This is a genomic window from Bacillus sp. OV166 (genome assembly GCF_900177675.1).
In the GTDB taxonomy this organism is placed as follows: domain Bacteria; phylum Bacillota; class Bacilli; order Bacillales; family Cytobacillaceae; genus Neobacillus.
This window is the reverse complement of the sequence record NZ_FXWM01000001.1, coordinates 3,608,518-3,627,833: the sequence shown is the minus strand read 5'-3', so window position 1 is coordinate 3,627,833 and position 19,316 is coordinate 3,608,518. Positions and strand designations below refer to the sequence as shown.

Here is a 19,316-nt window from a genome sequence, read left to right as displayed (position 1 = left end):
TGTCTCCCTCCTAAATATGTGAATTAGCTTTTATTTTTTAAAAGTAAATTTATTCATGCGTGTTTTAGCAAAAACAATTGTTAGTAGGAATGGAACGACAATGGCTACAACCATTGAAATGGCAAACATCGTCATGTGCTGACCTTGGATGGAAAGGAAGCCTGGAAGACCACCGACACCGATTGAGTTAGCCATAACGTGGCTACCAACGGAGACAACGCCTGCAATCATGGAACCAATCATCGCAGCAAGGAAAGGGAAGCCATACTTTAAGTTAATCCCGAACATTGCTGGCTCTGTTACTCCAAGGTAACAAGAGATGGCTGCTGGAATCGATACTTGTTTTTCTTCTTCATTTTTACGATTGATAAAGATCATCGCAAGTACAGCTGAACCTTGGGCAATATTAGATAGTGCAATCATTGGCCATAGGTTTGTTCCGCCAAGTTCACTCATTAATTGTAAGTCAATCGCATTCGTCATGTGGTGCAACCCTGTAATAACAAGTGGTGCATATGCGAACCCGAAGATTGCCGCAAATACCCAGCCAAATGCAGAAGTTAAGCTTGAATACACTACATGAGAAATTCCAGAACCGATGCTCCAGCCGATAGGGCCTAAAACAGTATGAGCGATTAAAACAGTAGGAATTAACGCTAAGAATGGAACGACAATCATCGAAATGGAATTTGGAACAATTTTACGTAATCTAGTTTCTAAGAAAGCAAGCACTAATCCAGCTAAAATGGCAGGAATTACTTGTGCTTGGTAACCAATCATTTCAATTTTTGCAAAACCGAAATCCCAGACAGGAATATCCTTTGCACCTGCTACACCATAGGCATTAAGCAATTGCGGAGACACGAGGGTAATACCAAGGACGATACCTAGGATTTGTGAACCGCCCATTTTTTTCGTAACCGACCAGGTAATTCCGACTGGAAGGAAGTGGAATACTGCTTCACCAATCAACCATAGGAAGGAATGAACACCTGCCCAGAACTGTGAAACCTCGATGATGGACTTTGTTCCATTCTCAAGTAATTTGATATCACCGATGATGTTTCTAAAGCCGAGGATTAAACCTCCGACAACTAGTGCAGGAATTAATGGGGTAAAGATTTCGGCTAGGTGGGCCATCATTCGTTGCAGCCAGTTCATATTCTGTTTGGCTGCTTCTTTTGCTTCTTCTTTAGAAGTTCCATCCACACCAGCAATTTTTACAAATTCATTATAAAAGCTAGATACTTCATTCCCAATGATGACTTGGAATTGTCCGGCTTGGGTAAATGTACCTTTTACCAGCTTAATGGACTCGATTTCTTTAATATCCGCTTTGCTTGGATCGTTTAAAACGAACCGCATTCTTGTAACACAATGGGTAACGGCTGCAATGTTTTCTTTACCGCCAATGTGTTTTAATAGATCATTTGAAGGATCTGTGTACTTCGTCATTTGTCTTTCCCCCTGTTTGAATGGGTATGTCCCCATTTTCTATCCTCTATTTTTTTATCACTCTATATACAGTCAATGGGTACGTTTTCATAAACGATCGTTGCTTGTATATACAAGTTATGATTACGATTTCATTTTAACTTGTATATACATGTATGTCAACTAGGAAAATTTTTGTTTTTTAAAATTGCAAAAACTTTTACACTTTAAAGTAATAATGATTGAAAGAAAATTTTGAAAATGGTAATATAAAGATGTTTAAATTCTTCTGAGTTTAGACCTCCTAATTAAGGACTTGGCCTAGACCACCAAGTTCTCATTTGGACCTTTGATTTTATTTCAAAGGTCCTTTTTTTTATAAAAATCTTCCTTACTGGGTATTTTGGTAATAAAAGAAAAATGTAGGAGGCAAACTGCCTTGGAATTTCAAACAATAAATCAATGGGATGAAAAACTTTGGAAACAGGTGAGTCCTATTTACCATCAAGCTTTCGATGGCAAAGGAGCGAAGCCGGAGGAGATCATTCTGAATATGTTTCAGAAACAGCTTTGTTTCCTACATATTGGAGTTGAAGAAGGTCAAATAGTGGCGATGGCATTGACCGGAAAGTTGGAAGGAACGCAGGCACTACTAATTGATTATTTGGCTGTCCACCACAAATGGCAGCATCGTGGGATAGGCATGAAAATGATGAAGTATATTCAAGAATGGTCAATGACCAAAGGAAATATGAAAAATTTGGTGATTGAAGTTGAATCCGAAGAAACGCCAGAGACACTTTCAAGGAATCATTTTTGGAAAAAGTGCGGTTTTACCTTAACTGATTACATACATGATTACAAATGGGTGCCCGAATCTTACCGAGCTATGTTTTTGAACATGGTGCCTGACACCAACTTGCCTGAAAAGGGTGAGGAACTGTTTAAGTTAATTGAAAAGTTTCATAAGGCATCTTATCAGGGATCAGAAGTCGGAGGAAATAAAAATTAATTTTTAGGAATAGCAGGTCTTGTTGCGGTAAGTGTAGTAATTAATATTGATGTTAATCAAAAGGGAGTGTTATAAATGAAGGGTCCAGCGACACCATACTTAATGTTCGATGGAAATGCAAAAGAGGCATTAGAGTACTACCGTGAAGTATTCGGCGGTGAAATATCAAATCTTCAAACTTTTGGTGAGGCAGACTATCCGACACCGCCAGAGGCGCATGATCGTGTAATCCATGCTCAATTTAAAAAGGATGATCTTTTCCTAATGGCCTCAGACGCGTTTCCGGGGAATTCTGTCGTAGTAGGGAGTAATATTTCATTAACACTGGAATTTGAAAGCGAAGATGAAATCCGTGAGATATATGATACTCTTAGTCAAAAAGGAACGGTTTATATGGAGCTGCAAGATACTTTTTGGGGAGCAAAATATGCGAAGGTAAAAGATGCCTTTGGTGTGATTTGGGATCTTAATTATACAAAAGCCTAATATTATCTAGAGGGAAAGGAGGCAGGAGTTTTTCGGCCTCCTTTTTTACATATAAAGCCCCGCCAAGAAAATTCCCAGTGATTTTTGATAGATCTCATCAAATTGTGACAATGGAAGTGGATTTATTCCTCGGCCGAGTTCAATCGTAAATCCTGGTCGCTTCCAATCTTGAATAAACCAATCCTTGCAACCGGCATAGCTCTCGATCGTTTTGATAGGCTCGTAACCACTTACTCGGCTAAATTCTTTCACAATGTCCTCTGATTCAGGAGGTTCAAGATTTTCAAAACCCCAGTAGATGACCTCACCTTGTGTATGAAAGGCTAGAACTCTTACAAAATCTCGTTTTTTTATTAGTTTTGCCATTGCCATTGCTTCAGGCTCCGATAAAGGTTTTTCTCCCACAAAATCTCTTGGTCCAGGCTCAGTCTGATTCCTTGCCTTTTCTAATTCCCATCTAGCCGGGAATTGGTCATTTAGGTCAACCCCTCGAATATTAGCTTTCCAGTCCGTAAAATCTGTACTGCCCTTATTGAAATCAACCACTCTTTTATTCCAATTTTCGATTTCTGGGGGGCCATGTAGAACGAGGTCTACTCCATCTGGATTTACCATTGGGACAATAGATAAAATGCTTTGTTGGTAAAGTGGGAACATGGGTAATCCGCGGATCAGATTATGATTTGTCAGGGCTAATAAATAATCATTTAAAAAGGTCATGATGATTGATGTGGTTATCCATTCATTGGCATGAAATGATCCATTATAATGAACTCTTTTTTCACCCGTTCCGATGACGATCTCTGGGATTTTTTTCCCAAGAACAGTCTTACCAATCACAGGTATCTGCATAAACGGATAAACGTCTAATAATCTCTTGATATCATTCATCAATTTGATGTAATCATAACTTTGGCCACTATCCACTAATCTCCAAGTGATCCTAGTTGGAACCTTAATGGTTTGACCTACATTTAAATTTTTTTCATCCAGGTTGGGATTAACCAAAGTAATAGCCTCTAGGGGAAGAGATCTGCGTTGACCAATACTCCATAAGGTATCGCCAGGGCGAATCTGATAATCCTGGGCAGTAAAGCCTGGTATTCGTACACGTTTGCCTTCAGAAAGATTATTATGATCGACATTCCTATTCGAATCATTTATTAGCTGCAAATTTATATGAAACATCTGGCTGTAATGCCATAATGAATCTCCTTTTCTAACCACAACCTCCATATATACCCTCCTGCAGTAAAAAATAGTATTAATAATATCTATGCTATAGGGAATAAAATATTAGTTAGAATTAGAGTGTCTGCAACCATTTACCAGTTACCGATGTATTAAACAATTCACCCTTAGTCCAAAAATCTCTGCTTCCATTTTGGCAAAGGGAGGATACAACTTTCTTCTTTTCCAAACCATTTATAACGATTCTTTGCAACTATGTCGTAAAGGAAATCCCTGAAAAGTGGAGGGAGGAAGCGGAAGATCGATAATATGCGCCAAGTCCCGCCTAATTGACTGCAAACACGAAGAGCAGCACTTGATTTTATATAGACCTTTTCCTTTTCAATTAGGACGAAACTATTGAGGTCATAGTTTAAGCTATGCTTTTTTAATAATCTTTGGCCAGTCTCACCTTGGAGTGAGGCAAATTTAAAATAGCCCGAGGTGTCTCTTTTTATTATAAATTTCACACTGTTGTTACACAGATTGCAAACCCCATCAAACAAGATAATCCGATCCACCATTCCACCACCTTCACAACTAAGTTTGTGTTGTAATTTAGTTTAGCATAATTTCATCCTGGGACACTTTTGTAAGCACTTGGAAATTCAAAAATTGTCCATTGGAGACGGACAAATTATTAGAAGTGTCCACGAATGGTGCCTGACACCAAAGATGACAACAAAGATCACAACAAAGATGACACCAATGTAGTGGAACTAAAAAAGGACTCCAAAAAAATTTGAGAGATGTATGGAAATTTCGTTTATTTTTACCGTATTTGTGGTACCATGGAGTGTGTTCGACTATTTCTGTATAGTAAACTAGAAAATTAGGTTTTTATATATATTAAGGGAGGAATATGATTGAAAAGTTTAATAAAAAAAGCTCCCTATTTACTATTTTTGCTTGTGATTCCTCTTCTAGCCAAAATTTATGAATTATTAAATTCCCGTTCACATAGAGCTGTAGATATTAGTACGTCAATTGACCAAGCGATCCCGTTTTTGTCGGTCTTTATCATTCCATATATCCTTTGGTATGCTTATATTTTTTGTTATTTAATCTACTTTTGTTTTAAGGACACAAAAGTATACCTTAAAACGTTAATTTTAATTGTTGCAGCAGAACTGATTTGTTTTGTTATTTATTTCTTTTTTCAAACCACAGTCCCAAGACCAACTATTGAAGGTAATAATATCTTTAATCATCTTGTTTTGTGGATCTATGCAAATGATCGTCCGTTTAATTGTTTTCCGAGTATCCATGTACTTACCACATTTGTTATCATGCTTGCTTCACTTCATATTAAAAACAAACATCTAATTAACAATGTTTGTATCCATGTTGTCGGGACTTTGATTATCATTTCAACCCTATTTGTTAAACAGCATGTCATATTTGATATGATTGGTTCGATGTTCCTTGTTACTTTCCTATACGGAATTGCGTTTGAATTATTGTCATTTACTCGAAAAACGGAAACAGCTTATGTAAAAGAAAAATAGTTTTATAAAAAGAGTGTCTTTAGACACTCTGTTTTTTTGTTTTAAAAGCTTGTTTACAAATAAGCTATAGAAAAAATAAACCAGTTAAGTCAAATGGATTGTTTTAATATGTTGAAGATTAATAAAGACTGGATCTTCTTTTGCACCGATTAATTCCACAAAATTATCCTTAATCCCTTTTACCTTTCCGATAACATTTTCATTCTCTCCGATATTAAAGACGATCAATTCTCCAGTTAGTTTTTCAATTTGAACCTCAAACGATCTGGCAAAGGTGATATTGCTCGGATTTACTGGCAGATTTGCGTTGCTTAGACCGTATGGACGTTGATTATTTGTGTATGGAATTAGCCATTTTAAATGGTTAAGAGATATAAACATGGTTTTGTATATTGGCGAGTAGAAAACAAAATAATTATTCATAATACTTATGATATAACCATGTACTGCTTGATTGCTTGTTACATATATTTCTGTAAAAATACCTTTAGCAGCTGTCAGAGTTTTTCTTAGTGAAATTTCTTCGTTATTATTATAAATAGGTGTTGGTTCGTCATTAAGGGTAATTTCATCAAATTCTTTAATTTCATCTTGTTTTAAATATCGCCAATTTTGGCAATGAATAGCAGGGATGTAAAGGTAGTCATAACCATTGAAAACAACCCATAAATCGCTGCCGACATCAATTAATATTCCCCTAATGAATTTCTTTCCCGAAATCTCCAATTGGATAAATTTTCCGATATTATCTTTCAACTTCATGAATTCACATCCTTTCCTAGGTAATCCCATTTACAAATAGAGAGGGCTGAATAGATTAATTGCCTTTTATAAATTTACTCACTAGAACTGCCCAACTCATATTTGTATGGTTTTTGGGGATTTTAACAGGGGCAATATGAAGGAATGGACTTATATATATTTTCACTATTACGATGAGATTTCATTAATTCAATCTTGATGTTCGATTGTTTCTGTTTGGCCATCCGGAAAACGGGAAAGCTATTTTGCTGTCAGGATTAACTGGTTCACCTGAATAACGAAGAACTTTTTGCTCTTTCTCCTTTTGTGTCCATACATTCTGATTGTTGATATTAGTATTCATATCATTTGGTTTATTATTTTCTGATTTCTTATTTGCTTGGTTTTGTGTAGTTGCTGATTTAACTACATTCGCTGCTTCTTCTTGTGTTTTTGTTGATTTTGTTTCAATCTGTTGTAATTTATAAGGTGGAGCTGGCTGATTATCTGTTTTTTGAATAGAAACTGCTTCTTTTACTGGTTTCATTTCAGTGGAATTTTTGAATGAGTCATTTTCGTCTGTTTGTGATTTCTTAACCTTAAAGATATTAGAAACGACTTCATCCTTGGTTTGAACCATTGTTGACTCAATTTTTATTGGTTGTGACCAAACCATTGTATTATTAGGTTCAATCACTTCTTCTTTAACGGGCTCTTCTTTTTTCTTAGCAGAATTTTCTTTACTATTCGAATTTTTTTGTTTCTTCTTTTTGGAATCCTCTTTATCACCGGAAGACGATGAATGATTCTTTGAGCACTCTTTATCACCGGAAGACGATGAATGATTCTTTGAGCTCATTTTATCACCGGAAGACGATGAATGATTCTTTGAGCACTCTTTATCACCGGAAGACGATGAATGATTCTTTGAGCTCATTTTATCACCGGAAGACGATGAATGATTCTTTGAGCTCTTTTTATCACCGGAAGACGATGAATGATTCTTTGAGCTCATTTTATCACCGGAAGACGATGAATGATTCTTTGAGCTCTTTTTATCACCGGAAGACGATGAATGATTCTTTGAGCTCTTTTTATCACCGGAAGAAGATGAATGATTCTTTGAGCTCTTTTTATCACCGGAAGAAGATGAATGATTCTTTGAGCTCTTTTTATCACCGGAAGACGATGATTGATCCTTTGATTCGTTTTTATTATCAGAATCTTTATTACCTTTTTCATTTTCGTTTGATGAAGATGTCTTTACAGCCTCTTCTTTAATAATCCCTTTGAGGATGTTGGACACATGTGTTAATTTAATTAAGATTCGTTCATCACCGTTAATTAAAGTAGCAAAGTCTGTATCAATTTCGCTTAAAACACCGGTAAATCTTTGTTTGTTGATAGTCAATATCGTTATCCAAGTATGCTGAAAGGAATGGAGTAAATCTATTAAACTTTGTGTTTTTTGAAACGTTGCATTTGTTTTCTCAGGTTGAAACTCTCTTGTGTTTTTTGTGATTGCTTGAATTTTATCAATATTATAATAAAAAACGTATTTATTATCAGTTTCCAGCACTACATGGTCTGCCTCAACACCGATTAGTTTTCCATTAAATACGTCTTCACCCACATAGAGATTTACACTAAAGCCTTTTAATAAACCCAATGCAGCTGAAAATTTATCTATCCCCATCTTTAATCCTCCTTAAAGAGATAATAGGTCGCTCCTCTAGAGGGAGAAGCGACAATATTTTTATTCGTCATCTTAGTTATCGTTGTTCTTTTTGTTGTTACTGTTGTTCTTGTTACTGTTGTTCTTGTTACTGTTGTTCTTGTTACTGTTGTTCTTATTACTGTTGTCCTTATTACTGTTGTTCTTGTTATCATCGTCTTTATTGTCGTTCTTGTTGTCGTTGTCATTACCATTAGATCCATTGGAATCATTTTTTTGAGAATTATCAACTTTCAGTCCGTAGCTTATGTTTCGAATATGTTTCATCGAGACACGGACAACTTCTTCTTTAACAATCAGTGAAGCAAAATGTTTGTTTACATCGCTTAGTACGCCTTCAAATGATTCAGGACCGCCACGATTAATTTTCACCCATTGAAATCTTATTTTTCTTAAAAGCTTCACAAAGTTTTCGGCCGTATTAATATCAAATTTATTGGGGACCTTCAATCCAAACTTCATATCATCTTTTGAACTTTCTGTGATACTTCTGACATGATTTGTCTTATAATATACGACTCCATCGTGTTCGGTTAAGATGGCAAAGAAGTCATCAAATACTGCCAGTAATTTTCCACTTCTTGATTCTGGACCACCCCGGTCAACTTTAATTATTTTGCCAACAAATTGTTCCATCATTTCTCTATCCATAAAAGAATTATCCTCCTTTAAATTAAATAAACATTTACACTGCATCTATATGTATCACGGGATGATGTTGTACTAATAAAGGAGCCTTTTTTTACTGTTTTGGGTAAAAATAGGCAAAAAAAAAAGTATATGATTAGATTCATATACTGTTTATCTATACGAATAATGCTAGTTCTTCTTTAAGGTAAGAGCTTCTTTTTTTAATAAAATTAAAATAAACCTTTTTTTCTTGTTCTAATGTTGCTGGGTTTGAACTAATAAAGGGATCTAGACTCATGTGTGGTTTTAAATAATTAAATAATTCATTAATAATTGGTTTTTGGACATCCAGAGTAAAGTCATTTTCCAAAATACTTGAAAGTATTTCTTTATATTGTTTTCTAAAGTGTTTAAAGTGGAAAAGTCTTGCTGAAAGTGTGTTAAATCCTGTTAATGGTACATAATCATAATCAAGTTTTCTGCCATGGAGGTTTCTACCCCATGTCCCATCATAATCCCAAGGAGTAATTTCATATAGTCCGGTTTTACCATTTTTATATAATGCATAATTATGGATAAACCCGTCATAATTTTGGACACAAACAGCTCCAGCGACCCATCTGAAATATTTCTCGACATCCAATACATGTGGGATTTCTTTTTCAAAATCTTGATTGTTTAGGGCATTAATCATCGCGATAAAGTTTTTTAAATCAAGGATATCTTCTTTATCACCATATTTTAATGTATATCCCTGGTCTAAACGTTTTTTTATCTCCTTTTTCTTGGTTATTAACGAGAAATTGGCTCGATTATTGGTTGCATAAATAATTGCGCCATCTGGCAATTTTCTTTTTTCAAGAAGATATTGATCAAAAGATTCAATCTCTAAATAGATGCCCTTACTATATCCATTGATATTCAGCAGAACATGCCGGGAGTGGGGAGATATGACTCCAATTCGATCAAAAAAATCCAGCGATAATTTGTTTCTACTTAATGATACATCTGAAAATTCCGCATTAAGATGAATTTCATGTGCACCATTGACCTTGTAAGGATTTTGAAAAACAATTCGATAAGATTTTTTTTTCTTATCCCTTATTACATTTCCTCGATAGGAAATTTTTATATTAAAACGATCTTCTCCTATCTTTAATACTGCAGGTACTAATTCATCATTCCAAATGTCTTTATCCAATTTTTTTAACCACTTCGGATTAATTAAAATTTCATATTTTAACACTTGAATTCTCCTAAATAACATTTTTTTTAGATATATGCATTCTCTTGGGTGGTTGTGTATAGAAACTCTAAAAAATATGGTTTAAAAATATATGATTGTCTATGTCAAATGGATAAAATCATCATAAATTGAAATAGAAAAGAAAAATTTGTTAAGAAAGTGGTGGAATAATGGTACTAAAGCTTGATATTGAACAATTACTTTCACAAGCTAAAGAAAATGGTGTAGTTGGGTTTCTAGATAATAATCCTGTTGGTAAAAAAGGAGGTAACAATAAGTCAAGTTCAGACAGTTCAGGATCTACTGGCAGTGGTAAAAGTGGTAGCAGCAAAAGCAGCAGCGGTAGCTCTGGCAAAAGCAGCAGTGGCAGCTCAGGCAAAAGTGGCAGCGGTAGCTCAGGCAAAAGTGGCAGCGGTAGCTCTGGCAAAAGCGGAAGCGGTAGCTCTGGCAAAAGTGGCAGCGGTAGCTCTGGCAAAAGCGGAAGCGGTAGCTCAGGCAAAAGTGGCAGCGGTAGCTCTGGTAGCGGAAGCAGCGGTAGCTCTGGTAGCAGAAAAAAACCAAAAGGCCCTAAAGGACATAAACGCCCTAAAGGTAGCAAGGGTAGCAGTGGAAGCTCAGGCAGCTCAGGCAGCTCAGGCAGCTCAGGCAGCTCAGGTAGCTCAGGTAGCTCAGGCAGCTCAGGCAGCTCAGGCAGCTCAGGCAGCTCAGGCAGCTCAGGCAGCTCAGGCAGCTCAGGCAGCTCAGGCAGCTCAGGCAGCTCAGGCAGCTCAGGCAGCTCAGGCAGCTCAGGCAGCTCAGGCAGCTCAGGCAGCTCAGGCAGCTCAGGCAGCAAAGGCAGCAAAGGCAGCTCAGGTAGCAAAGGCAGCTCAGGTAGCTCAGGCAGCTCAGGCAGCTCAGGCAGCTCAGGCAGCAAAGGCAGCAAAGGCAGCAAAGGCAGCAAAGGCAGCTCAGGTAGCAAAGGCAGCTCAGGTAGCTCAGGCAGCTCAGGCAGCTCAGGCAGCTCAGGCAGCTCAGGCAGCTCAGGCAGCTCAGGCAGCTCAGGTAGCTCAGGCAGCTCAGGTAGCTCAGGCAGCTCAGGCAGCAAAGGCAGCGGCAGTCACGGAAGCGGCAAAAAACCAAAAGGTCCAAAAGGTAAGAAAGGTCCAAAAGGTAGCAAGGGAAGCAGCGGTAGTGGCAGCTCAGGCAGCTCAGGTAGCTCAGGTAGCTCAGGTAGCTCGGGTAGCTCAGGAAGTCACGGTAGCTCAGGTAGCGGTAGCAGTGGCAGCAAAGGCAGTGGCAGCTCAGGTAGCTCAGGCAGCTCAGGCAGCTCAGGCAGCTCGGGCAGCTCAGGAAGCTCAGGCAGCTCAGGCAGCTCAGGTAGTTCGGGCAGCTCAGGCAGCTCAGGCAGCTCAGGCAGCTCAGGCAGCTCAGGAAGCTCAGGCAGCTCAGGCAGCTCAGGCAGCTCAGGTAGCTCAGGCAGCTCAGGAAGCTCAGGCAGTCACGGTAGCTCAGGCAGCTCAGGCAGTGGAAGTCACGGTAGCAGTGGCAGCTCAGGCAGCGGAAGCTCAGGCAGCAAAGGAAGCAGCGGTAGTAGCGGAAGCCACGGTAGCCATGGTAAAAAAGGTCCAAAAGGAAAAAAACACTAACAGTAGCAACCGATACTTTCAAAAGTATCGGTTTTTTTGTTCATTTCTTGTTACATAAACCTATTAAGATGCATGTGTGGCATTCGTCTATATATAAAAATATAGGTAAAAATCTAGGAGGATTTTTGAAAATACTTCTAGTTACATGCTGATTTATGAAAAGACGAGACATTCGTTTAGAACAAGCCTTCACATTGGGACGTAATATAAAGCAAAGGACAAGAAGGAAATAAACGGAAAATAATGAAGGAAACTTATGTGAAGGGAGTAAATTAATTTATATGTATCATCAATCGACGGTAATCATTACCATCCTTGCTTTTATTCTAACAATGGTCCTGATCTTTATCCGTCCAAAAAATATGAACGAAGCAATCCCAGCAGCAATAGGCGCCATTATTGTTTTTGTAAGTGGAAGCGTTTCGATTGGGGATTTAGTTGACATAAGTTCAAAGGTTACAGGGGCAGCAATTACCATTATCGCCACAATCGTTATGGCTATCGTACTTGAAAGCTTTGGTTTTTTTAGCTGGACCGCTGCTTTAATGTTAAAAATATCAAAAGGGTCAGGAATTCGCTTATTTTGGAATACCTTGATACTCTGCTTTTTAATGACACTATTTTTTAATAACGATGGAAGTATCTTAATTACTACACCAATTCTGATCTTAATTTTAAATAATTTAAAATTAAAAAACAGGCAAAAGATACCGTTTCTCTTAAGCGGTGCGTTAATCGCGACTGCTTCAAGTGCTCCAATAGGTGTTAGTAACATCGTTAATCTAATAGCCTTGAAAATAATAGGAATGGATTTGTATCTCCAAACGGAAATGATGTTTGTTCCTGGGGTTCTGGGATTACTATTTTTATCCTATCTATTATTCCTAGTTTTTAAGAAAGATATTCCGAAAGAAATCCGCTTCCATTCCTACTCCATTCCACTGCATAAAAACCGTCCATATCATCCCTTACAACAAGGCTCTGAAACTTTATTCAATCAACAAAAGAAACTCATGCTCAATATGCTCATCTTTGTATTCCTTGTACGGATTAGTCTTTTCGTCGCATCCTTTATTGGCATCTCAGTCTCGTTGGTAGCTGTGTGTGGTTCGGTTATCTTACTTATATGGAGATGGATTCACTTAAAGGTAAATCCAAAAGATGTAGTCGGCAAAATTCCGTGGCATATCTTAATATTCGCCTTTAGTATGTATGTCATCATCTATGGTTTACACAATATTGGATTATCGAATCTTCTTATAAGCTATCTAAAACCAATCGTTAATGATAGTCTGATTCATGCTAGTTTAACCATGGGTGTCATAACAGCATTTCTTTCAAATATCTTTAACAACCATCCAGCCTTAATGATTTCAACCTTAGCCTTGACGGATATGGGACTAGAACCCTTATTAACGAAAACCGTTTACTTATCAAACATCATTGGCAGTGATATTGGGTCGCTGATCCTCCCAATCGGAACTCTTGCAACACTACTTTGGATGCATATTTTAAAGACTAATAAGATTAAAATAACTTGGATGGAATATATTAAAGTGACCATTGTTGTCATACCTCTAACACTAATTTTCACGCTAATTAGCTTGTATTTATGGCTATTACTCGTATTTGCAGCTTGATAATAAATGATAAAAAGGACTCATCTATCGATGGGTCCTTTAGTATTCGGGATATTCACTACTTGTTGAACCAAAGGAAAGAGAACGCAGCCAAGATAAATTCCAAGTAAATTTAAAATCAAATCGTCTATGTCCAAGCTCCCGCGATGGGAAACAAATTGAAAAACCTCAATGCAAGCAATGATCAGTGAAGCAATAAATATTGCCTTCCATTGAGAGAAACGTTTAAACCTAAGGAAAAGGCCGTAGGGGATGAACAAACCAATATTAGCAGCCAAATTATAAAAGGAAATTAACCAGTTTACCTTTCCTGACAAATAAAATGTAACTGTGGAAAAGGGGACAAGATTCATTGAGTTATAGCTTTGCTCGTTCGGTCGGAAAAATAACAAAATCACAAGTGCAACCGAGTAGAGAGTTAACCCTACCAAAAACAGTGGGTAGGGAAGATTGATTGTTTCTTTCCGGATAAATAAAACCAACCCTATGACCAACCAAACAATACATAACAGGACCACTACTAAAACGATTGGGTGTAAATATGAAACTAGTCGAATAAAAACAGGTGAAAAAAGAATAAATATAACAAAAGAAATCATCGTTGAAATAAATAATGTTTTTCTCAATTATTTTGATCCTTTTTGATAATATTCTGCCATCATTTCTGCAGGAACCATGCTTCCGCCAGTTGCCCAAACGATATGTGCAGCATTGCTCATTTTATCCAATAAATTATGGTCTCGTAAGTAATCAATTCCCTCTCTAAATAAGAAAACCGGTCCAATCATGCCTGCGAGTGCAGAAGGCTCTAAATGAATTTCTTCAGTATCGACAAGATCCTTGAGCAATTTGTATAATTGTTCGTCGCATATTGTATAACTTCCACTTAAGAAGGGTTCAATTATTTTGCCGACAAATCCCGAGGGTCTACCGACAGCAAGTCCATCTGCATCTGTCACATTATCAATCCCAACATCTTGGACAGATATTTGATCATGTAATCCCGTCATTATTCCGAGTAACATACAAGGAGAATGGGTGGGTTCAGCAAAGAAACAGTGTATGTTATCTTTAAACAATTGCTTCAATCCAAATGCTACGCCTCCGGGACCACCGCCAACCCCACATGGCAGGTAAACGAATAAAGGATGATTTTCATCGACGGTGTACTCTAATTGTTCTAACTGCTTCTTTAAGCGGGAAGCGGCCACCGCGTATCCTAGGAATAAATCACTTGAATTTTCATCATCCACGAAATAACATCTAGGATCTGCTTTTGCTTGGATTCGTCCTTGCTCGACAGCTTTGCTGTAATCGGCTTCATATTCAATTACCTGCACATTTTTGCTGCAAAGCAAGTCCTTTTTCCATTGTTTTGCGTCCGCGGACATATGAACTGTTACCTTAAATCCTAATTTAGCACTGATGATACCAATACTTAGCCCTGAATTTCCAGTAGAACCGACGGCAATAGAATAAAGGGAAAAGAAGGATCGGAATTTTTCACTTGCTAGAATCGAATAATCATCTTGGATGGTAAGCAATTGATGTGAAAGAGCCAATTCTTCTGCATGTTTGAGTATTTCATAAATACCGCCTCGCGCTTTAATTGATCCAGAGATTGGCAGGTGACTATCACACTTTAGTAATAAATCACCTAAGATAGGCTGTCCGTAATCCTGGGCTAATTTTTGCTGCATAGATGGTATGCTCACTAATGGAGATTCAATGATCCCATTAGCTGCTTTTGTTTCCGGGAAAACCTTAGCGAGATAGGGAGCAAAACGATTTAATCTTTCTTCAGCATCTTTAATCTCCTCTAAAGTCAGCGGAGATTTTTCGATTCCTCGCTGAGAATTTTCAAGGGTAGGATTCACCCAAAATACTTCATCTAATGATTTGAGTTTTTCTAATAATGGGAGTTTTTTGCTATCGAGCCATGTTTGTATTTCTTTGTTAATCATGTTCTTCATGTTCTTCATTAGGATACCTCTGTCTTTTTGGAATATAATAAAGCTCTTTTTTAGAATATATAAATTTTATCACAAGAATATTTTTCTACGTTATTAATTGTATAGTAGTCGCTTGTCTTTAACACTTGTTTTCTTCTTGCATATGATTTAAATAAAAGGCATGTGAGGGACATGTATTTAGTTGGCTTTTACTCTCCAAAAGCAAAATCAGGTGTAACTGAATTGTCTTTATCCATTTATAATTGGCTTAAATTAAATACAAATATAGCTGCAGCATTCATTTCTTACGGGACTTTAGAAAAAGAAGAGACTTCAAATGAGCTCATCCACGAATTTTCGAAATTAACTTTAATCGAACAAAAACGAAAAGTGAAGTTAATGAAAAACGAGTATGATATCATTATTTATGATGCATCAAGTCAACTTTCCGAGGGAGTCTTAAAGCTTTTACCGATTGTTGACCGGCTATTTGTTGTGGGTGAAGAACATACTGATTTTGCCGTTAAACTGCAAAAAATTATTCAATTTGATAAAATTTTTGATAAAAGCGTCAAAAATTTTATTACACATTTACGAGGTAGTAAAACGTTTATTATTCGTGAAAATAAGGAAGATCGTGTGATTGGATTCAACTTCTCAAAAAATGAAACAAATACTATTGGTCAGATGGTGTATACAGACTATGTAACACGGTATATAGAAGAGAAATTCATTGAAAAAAATATTAAAATATTTAAGAAGATCTTACGTATACCTAAGAAGGACTTATATAAAGGCTTACATGAATTAGGTATTGATTTTGAAAAAGCACTGCTCTTTCATGAATATGTTTTTCTCCGGGAAGCGTTAGGTCAAGAATACCAAGAAGCACTAGAAAACCTCTTTCCACTTTTAATTAATTCCACCTACAAAGAAATTTTTGAAAAATTTCTAAATGAAATAAATTTTATCAAAAAAGTAAAATTATTATGATGGATAAAAAACAGTGTTACATTGGGTAACTCTGTTTTTTGTTGTTTTAAACTTCATGAAATTATTATGCTTGGATTTTATCTGAGGATAAATGTACAATCTAATAGGTGAACGTTTATTAAGATAAAATAATTTAGGTGGGAAAAAGCATGATTGCAAAGACGGAAGAGGATTTTAATGGATTGAAAGAAATTGGCAGAATCGTTGCCGGGATTCGCGATGAATTAGTGCAACGAGCGGTACCTGGGGTAACTACTAAAGAGCTCGATGATATAGCTGGTCAGTTATTTGAGAAGGAGGGTGCCATTTCTGCTCCAAAGGGGGAGTACGATTTTCCCGGGTTTACGTGTATTAGTGTCAACGAAGAAGTGGCTCATGGAATTCCTAGTGATCGAGTGATTCAAGAAGGAGATCTTGTTAATATAGATGTTTCTGGTTCCAAGAACGGTTATTTTGCAGACACAGGCGTCTCGATTGTCGTTGGAAAAGGTGAGGAAATCTTATTGAAAATTTGCGACGTTGCAAAAGAGGCATTTGAAGCTGGTCTTAAAAAAGCAAAACCAGGTTCCAAAATAAACGGGATGGGTAAAGTCGTTTTCCAAACGGCTAGAAATCATGGATTAACCGTGATTAAAAATCTTACAGGACACGGTATTGGACGAACCATCCATGAAAAACCTGAATATATTTATAATTATAATGAAACCTCTGACAATGGATTGCTTAGAGAAGGCATGGTTATTGCATTTGAACCATTTATCTCCACCCATGATGAAGAAGTATTTCAACTAGAGGACGGCTGGACCTTTGTTACAGAAAGAAGCTTTGTCGCTCAGTACGAACATACACTTATCATAACTAAAAACGGACCAGTCATATTAACACGATGATAACCATAGATCAAACCGGAACGTTGACTGTACGGTTTGATCTATGGTATATTTAATTTAACATTAAACTGGGAAGGGGTGAGTAATTTGGGGAGTTGTATCGAATTGGTGAAATAGCAAAATTAAAGAATATTTCCAAACGGACAATTGATTATTACACCCAAATAGGCTTACTTAACCCTATTCGGACGGATTCTAATTATCGATTGTACAATGAGGAGTGTCTTCAAATTTTAAATATGGTTGAACATTATAAAAATTTGAATATGCCCCTTGAGGAAATAAAGTCTTCCATTGAATTGATTAAGTCAGACAATACAATTGATAAACAAAAAGTAGAAAAACATGTTGAACAGATTGCTAGTATTATGCAGCATCTGAAAGAAGAAATAAATGTCATGGAACCTATTCTTCAAAAATTAAACAACCAGCAAAAAGAATCACTTGTTAATAAATTATCATCAGAAGGCGTTACATTGGCTCAAACATTATTATTATTGCTTAGCTAAGTTTTAATTTATTATTTTGATAGAAAATAATTAATCTCGTAAAAAAACAGGAGGTGTATTCCTTACTTATCTATTAAGTAAGGAGACCATTGATAATTAGTAATCTACTAATAATAGCAATTTTAATTGCATTTACAGCATTTTTTGTAGCATATGAATTTGCTATTGTTAAAATCCGCGGTACACGTATTGATCAGCTCGTTAGCGAAGGGAACAAGAACGCGATCGCGGCAAAAACGATTGTTACTAATCTTGATGAATATTTATCTGCATGTCAATTAGGAATTACCGTTACAGCTTTAGGGCTTGGGTGGTTAGGAGAACCAACGGTGGAACTTATCCTTCATCCGTTGTTAAGTTACTTTAACATGCCAGAATCTATATCAGGTATTACTTCATTTATATTAGCGTTTGCATCAGTAACTTTTATTCACGTAGTTGTCGGGGAGCTTGCACCAAAGACGTTTGCCATACAAAAAGCGGAACAGGTCACTTTGATTTTTGCACGACCGATGATTCTCTTTTATAAAATAATGTATCCATTTATTAAAGCACTAAATGGTTCTGCTCGTTTCATTGTCGGAATTTTTGGACTGAAACCTGCATCAGAACATGAAGTAGCACACTCAGAGGAAGAACTTCAATTAATCATTTCCGAAAGCTATAAGAGCGGGGAGATTAATCAATCTGAATATAAATATGTGAACAATATTTTCGAATTTGATGATCGAAACGCCAATGAAATTATGGTACCTCGCACTGAAATTATTGCTTTTGATATCTCACAATCTTTAAATGAATGTCTTCAAATCGTGACGGAAGAAAATTATACAAGGTATCCGGTCATCGATGGTGAGAAGGATAACATCGTTGGTATGGTAAATATGAAAGAGGTTTTTACCGAATATATTAAAGGCAAAAATGTTGAAACATCGATTCAAGAGTATGTTCGCCCAGTTATCCAGGTTATTGAATCGATCCCAATCCATGATTTGCTCCTGAAAATGCAAAAAGACCGTGTTCATATGGCCATCTTAATGGATGAATATGGCGGTACAGCAGGATTAGTCACTGTCGAAGATATTTTAGAAGAAATTGTTGGTGAAATCCGTGATGAGTTTGATGCGGATGAAGTCCCTGAAATTAATAAAATTAGTGAAAATAAAACCATCGTTGAGGGTAAAGTCCTTATTGATGAAATTAATGATTTATTCGGTTTAGACCTTGACGATTCAGATATGGATACCATCGGTGGATGGATCTTATCAGAAAAAATGGATGTCGTCGAAGGCGATAAAGTTAGATATGATGATTATGAATTTAAAGTCCTTGAAATCGATGGCTACCATATTAAATCATTAGAAATTTTAAAAATTGCCAAGCAAGAATCGATTGCTTAAACTAACTCCCTCTTGTCTAGATAAGAGGGAGTTTTTTTGTAACCCTATAAGAATCTAAGAAACTGACACAAAAAGGAAAAGTCCAAATCCTAATGTGTCAGTTTTTTTCATTATATCGTTATATCTGCCTATACTTTGTAAAAATCTTTACAAAGTATTTAGAAACTTAATAAATATTCTAAATATTTTACAAACTCTTCACCAGTACTCAACAGCAACTTCAAGTTTTGTACCTATACTTTACGTATGGATTAGCAAAGCACTTTATTAATAAATCTTATGGGG

General features: G+C 36.6%; 18 protein-coding genes. 9 read left to right on the top strand and 9 right to left on the bottom strand.

What is annotated here, in order from left to right:
* Positions 1-30: 30 nt before the first annotated feature.
* The gene (gene treP / locus CCK98_RS17615; protein ID WP_088087752.1) at positions 31-1,455 is read right to left on the bottom strand and encodes a PTS system trehalose-specific EIIBC component; all 1,425 of its coding nucleotides are present in this window, start codon (positions 1,453-1,455) and stop codon (positions 31-33) included.
* Positions 1,456-1,873: 418 nt separating this feature from the next.
* On the opposite strand from treP, the gene CCK98_RS17610 reads away from it, so the two are divergent.
* Both CCK98_RS17610 and CCK98_RS17605 read left to right on the top strand, forming a co-directional pair.
* Positions 1,874-2,446: an N-acetyltransferase gene (locus tag CCK98_RS17610; protein ID WP_179195847.1), complete on the top strand. Its 573-nt coding sequence runs from the start codon at positions 1,874-1,876 to the stop codon at positions 2,444-2,446.
* Positions 2,447-2,521: 75 nt separating this feature from the next.
* Positions 2,522-2,932, top strand: coding sequence for a VOC family protein (locus tag CCK98_RS17605; protein ID WP_088087750.1), 411 nt, complete (start codon positions 2,522-2,524; stop codon positions 2,930-2,932).
* Positions 2,933-2,977: 45 nt separating this feature from the next.
* On the opposite strand, the gene CCK98_RS17600 is transcribed toward CCK98_RS17605, so the two are convergent.
* Entirely contained in the window at positions 2,978-4,168 is a 1,191-nt protein-coding gene (locus CCK98_RS17600; RefSeq protein WP_088087749.1) for a M14 family metallopeptidase, read from the bottom strand.
* Positions 4,169-4,290: 122 nt separating this feature from the next.
* Positions 4,291-4,683: a thiol-disulfide oxidoreductase DCC family protein gene (locus CCK98_RS17595; RefSeq protein ID WP_088087748.1), complete on the bottom strand. Its 393-nt coding sequence runs from the start codon at positions 4,681-4,683 to the stop codon at positions 4,291-4,293.
* A 345-nt stretch (positions 4,684-5,028) separates the two neighbouring features.
* Here CCK98_RS17595 and CCK98_RS17590 point away from each other — a divergent pair, with 345 nt between their 5' ends.
* Complete coding sequence (locus CCK98_RS17590; RefSeq protein ID WP_088087747.1) at positions 5,029-5,670, top strand: phosphatase PAP2 family protein; 642 nt, start codon at positions 5,029-5,031, stop codon at positions 5,668-5,670.
* An 84-nt stretch (positions 5,671-5,754) separates the two neighbouring features.
* Here CCK98_RS17590 and CCK98_RS17585 read toward each other — a convergent pair whose 3' ends face one another.
* The 4 genes from CCK98_RS17585 to CCK98_RS17570 form a co-directional block, all read right to left on the bottom strand.
* The gene (locus CCK98_RS17585) at positions 5,755-6,432 is read right to left on the bottom strand and encodes a DUF2642 domain-containing protein (protein ID WP_088087746.1); all 678 of its coding nucleotides are present in this window, start codon (positions 6,430-6,432) and stop codon (positions 5,755-5,757) included.
* A gap of 184 nt (positions 6,433-6,616) precedes the next feature.
* Complete coding sequence (locus CCK98_RS17580) at positions 6,617-8,107, bottom strand: hypothetical protein (RefSeq protein ID WP_088087745.1); 1,491 nt, start codon at positions 8,105-8,107, stop codon at positions 6,617-6,619.
* Positions 8,108-8,179: 72 nt separating this feature from the next.
* Positions 8,180-8,797, bottom strand: coding sequence for a hypothetical protein (locus CCK98_RS35485; protein WP_088087744.1), 618 nt, complete (start codon positions 8,795-8,797; stop codon positions 8,180-8,182).
* Between the two features lie 154 nt (positions 8,798-8,951).
* A complete protein-coding gene (locus CCK98_RS17570; protein ID WP_088087743.1) occupies positions 8,952-10,022 on the bottom strand; it encodes a CotH kinase family protein in 1,071 nt (356 codons plus the stop codon).
* A gap of 309 nt (positions 10,023-10,331) precedes the next feature.
* On the opposite strand from CCK98_RS17570, the gene CCK98_RS35480 reads away from it, so the two are divergent.
* The gene (locus tag CCK98_RS35480; protein ID WP_179195845.1) at positions 10,332-11,705 is read left to right on the top strand and encodes a hypothetical protein; all 1,374 of its coding nucleotides are present in this window, start codon (positions 10,332-10,334) and stop codon (positions 11,703-11,705) included.
* Positions 11,706-11,928: 223 nt separating this feature from the next.
* Entirely contained in the window at positions 11,929-13,287 is a 1,359-nt protein-coding gene (locus tag CCK98_RS17560) for an arsenic transporter (RefSeq protein WP_088087742.1), read from the top strand.
* Positions 13,288-13,307: 20 nt separating this feature from the next.
* On the opposite strand, the gene CCK98_RS17555 is transcribed toward CCK98_RS17560, so the two are convergent.
* Together CCK98_RS17555 and CCK98_RS17550 are read right to left on the bottom strand one after the other, a co-directional pair.
* Positions 13,308-13,913 carry a VanZ family protein gene (locus CCK98_RS17555; RefSeq protein ID WP_088087741.1) on the bottom strand — a complete coding sequence of 202 codons (606 nt, stop codon included), beginning with the start codon at positions 13,911-13,913 and terminating at the stop codon, positions 13,308-13,310.
* Complete coding sequence (locus tag CCK98_RS17550; RefSeq protein WP_373408498.1) at positions 13,914-15,269, bottom strand: D-serine ammonia-lyase; 1,356 nt, start codon at positions 15,267-15,269, stop codon at positions 13,914-13,916.
* A 213-nt stretch (positions 15,270-15,482) separates the two neighbouring features.
* Between CCK98_RS17550 and CCK98_RS17545 the strand changes: the two genes are divergently transcribed.
* The 4 genes from CCK98_RS17545 (at position 15,483) to CCK98_RS17530 (ending at position 19,031) form a co-directional block, all read left to right on the top strand.
* Positions 15,483-16,232, top strand: coding sequence for a hypothetical protein (locus tag CCK98_RS17545; protein WP_142292175.1), 750 nt, complete (start codon positions 15,483-15,485; stop codon positions 16,230-16,232).
* 149 nt (positions 16,233-16,381) lie between these two features.
* A complete protein-coding gene (gene map, locus CCK98_RS17540) occupies positions 16,382-17,122 on the top strand; it encodes a type I methionyl aminopeptidase (protein WP_088087739.1) in 741 nt (246 codons plus the stop codon).
* A gap of 95 nt (positions 17,123-17,217) precedes the next feature.
* The gene (locus tag CCK98_RS17535) at positions 17,218-17,631 is read left to right on the top strand and encodes a MerR family transcriptional regulator (RefSeq protein ID WP_088087738.1); all 414 of its coding nucleotides are present in this window, start codon (positions 17,218-17,220) and stop codon (positions 17,629-17,631) included.
* Between the two features lie 89 nt (positions 17,632-17,720).
* A complete protein-coding gene (locus CCK98_RS17530) occupies positions 17,721-19,031 on the top strand; it encodes a hemolysin family protein (RefSeq protein ID WP_088087737.1) in 1,311 nt (436 codons plus the stop codon).
* The last annotated feature ends 285 nt before the right edge of the window (positions 19,032-19,316 follow it).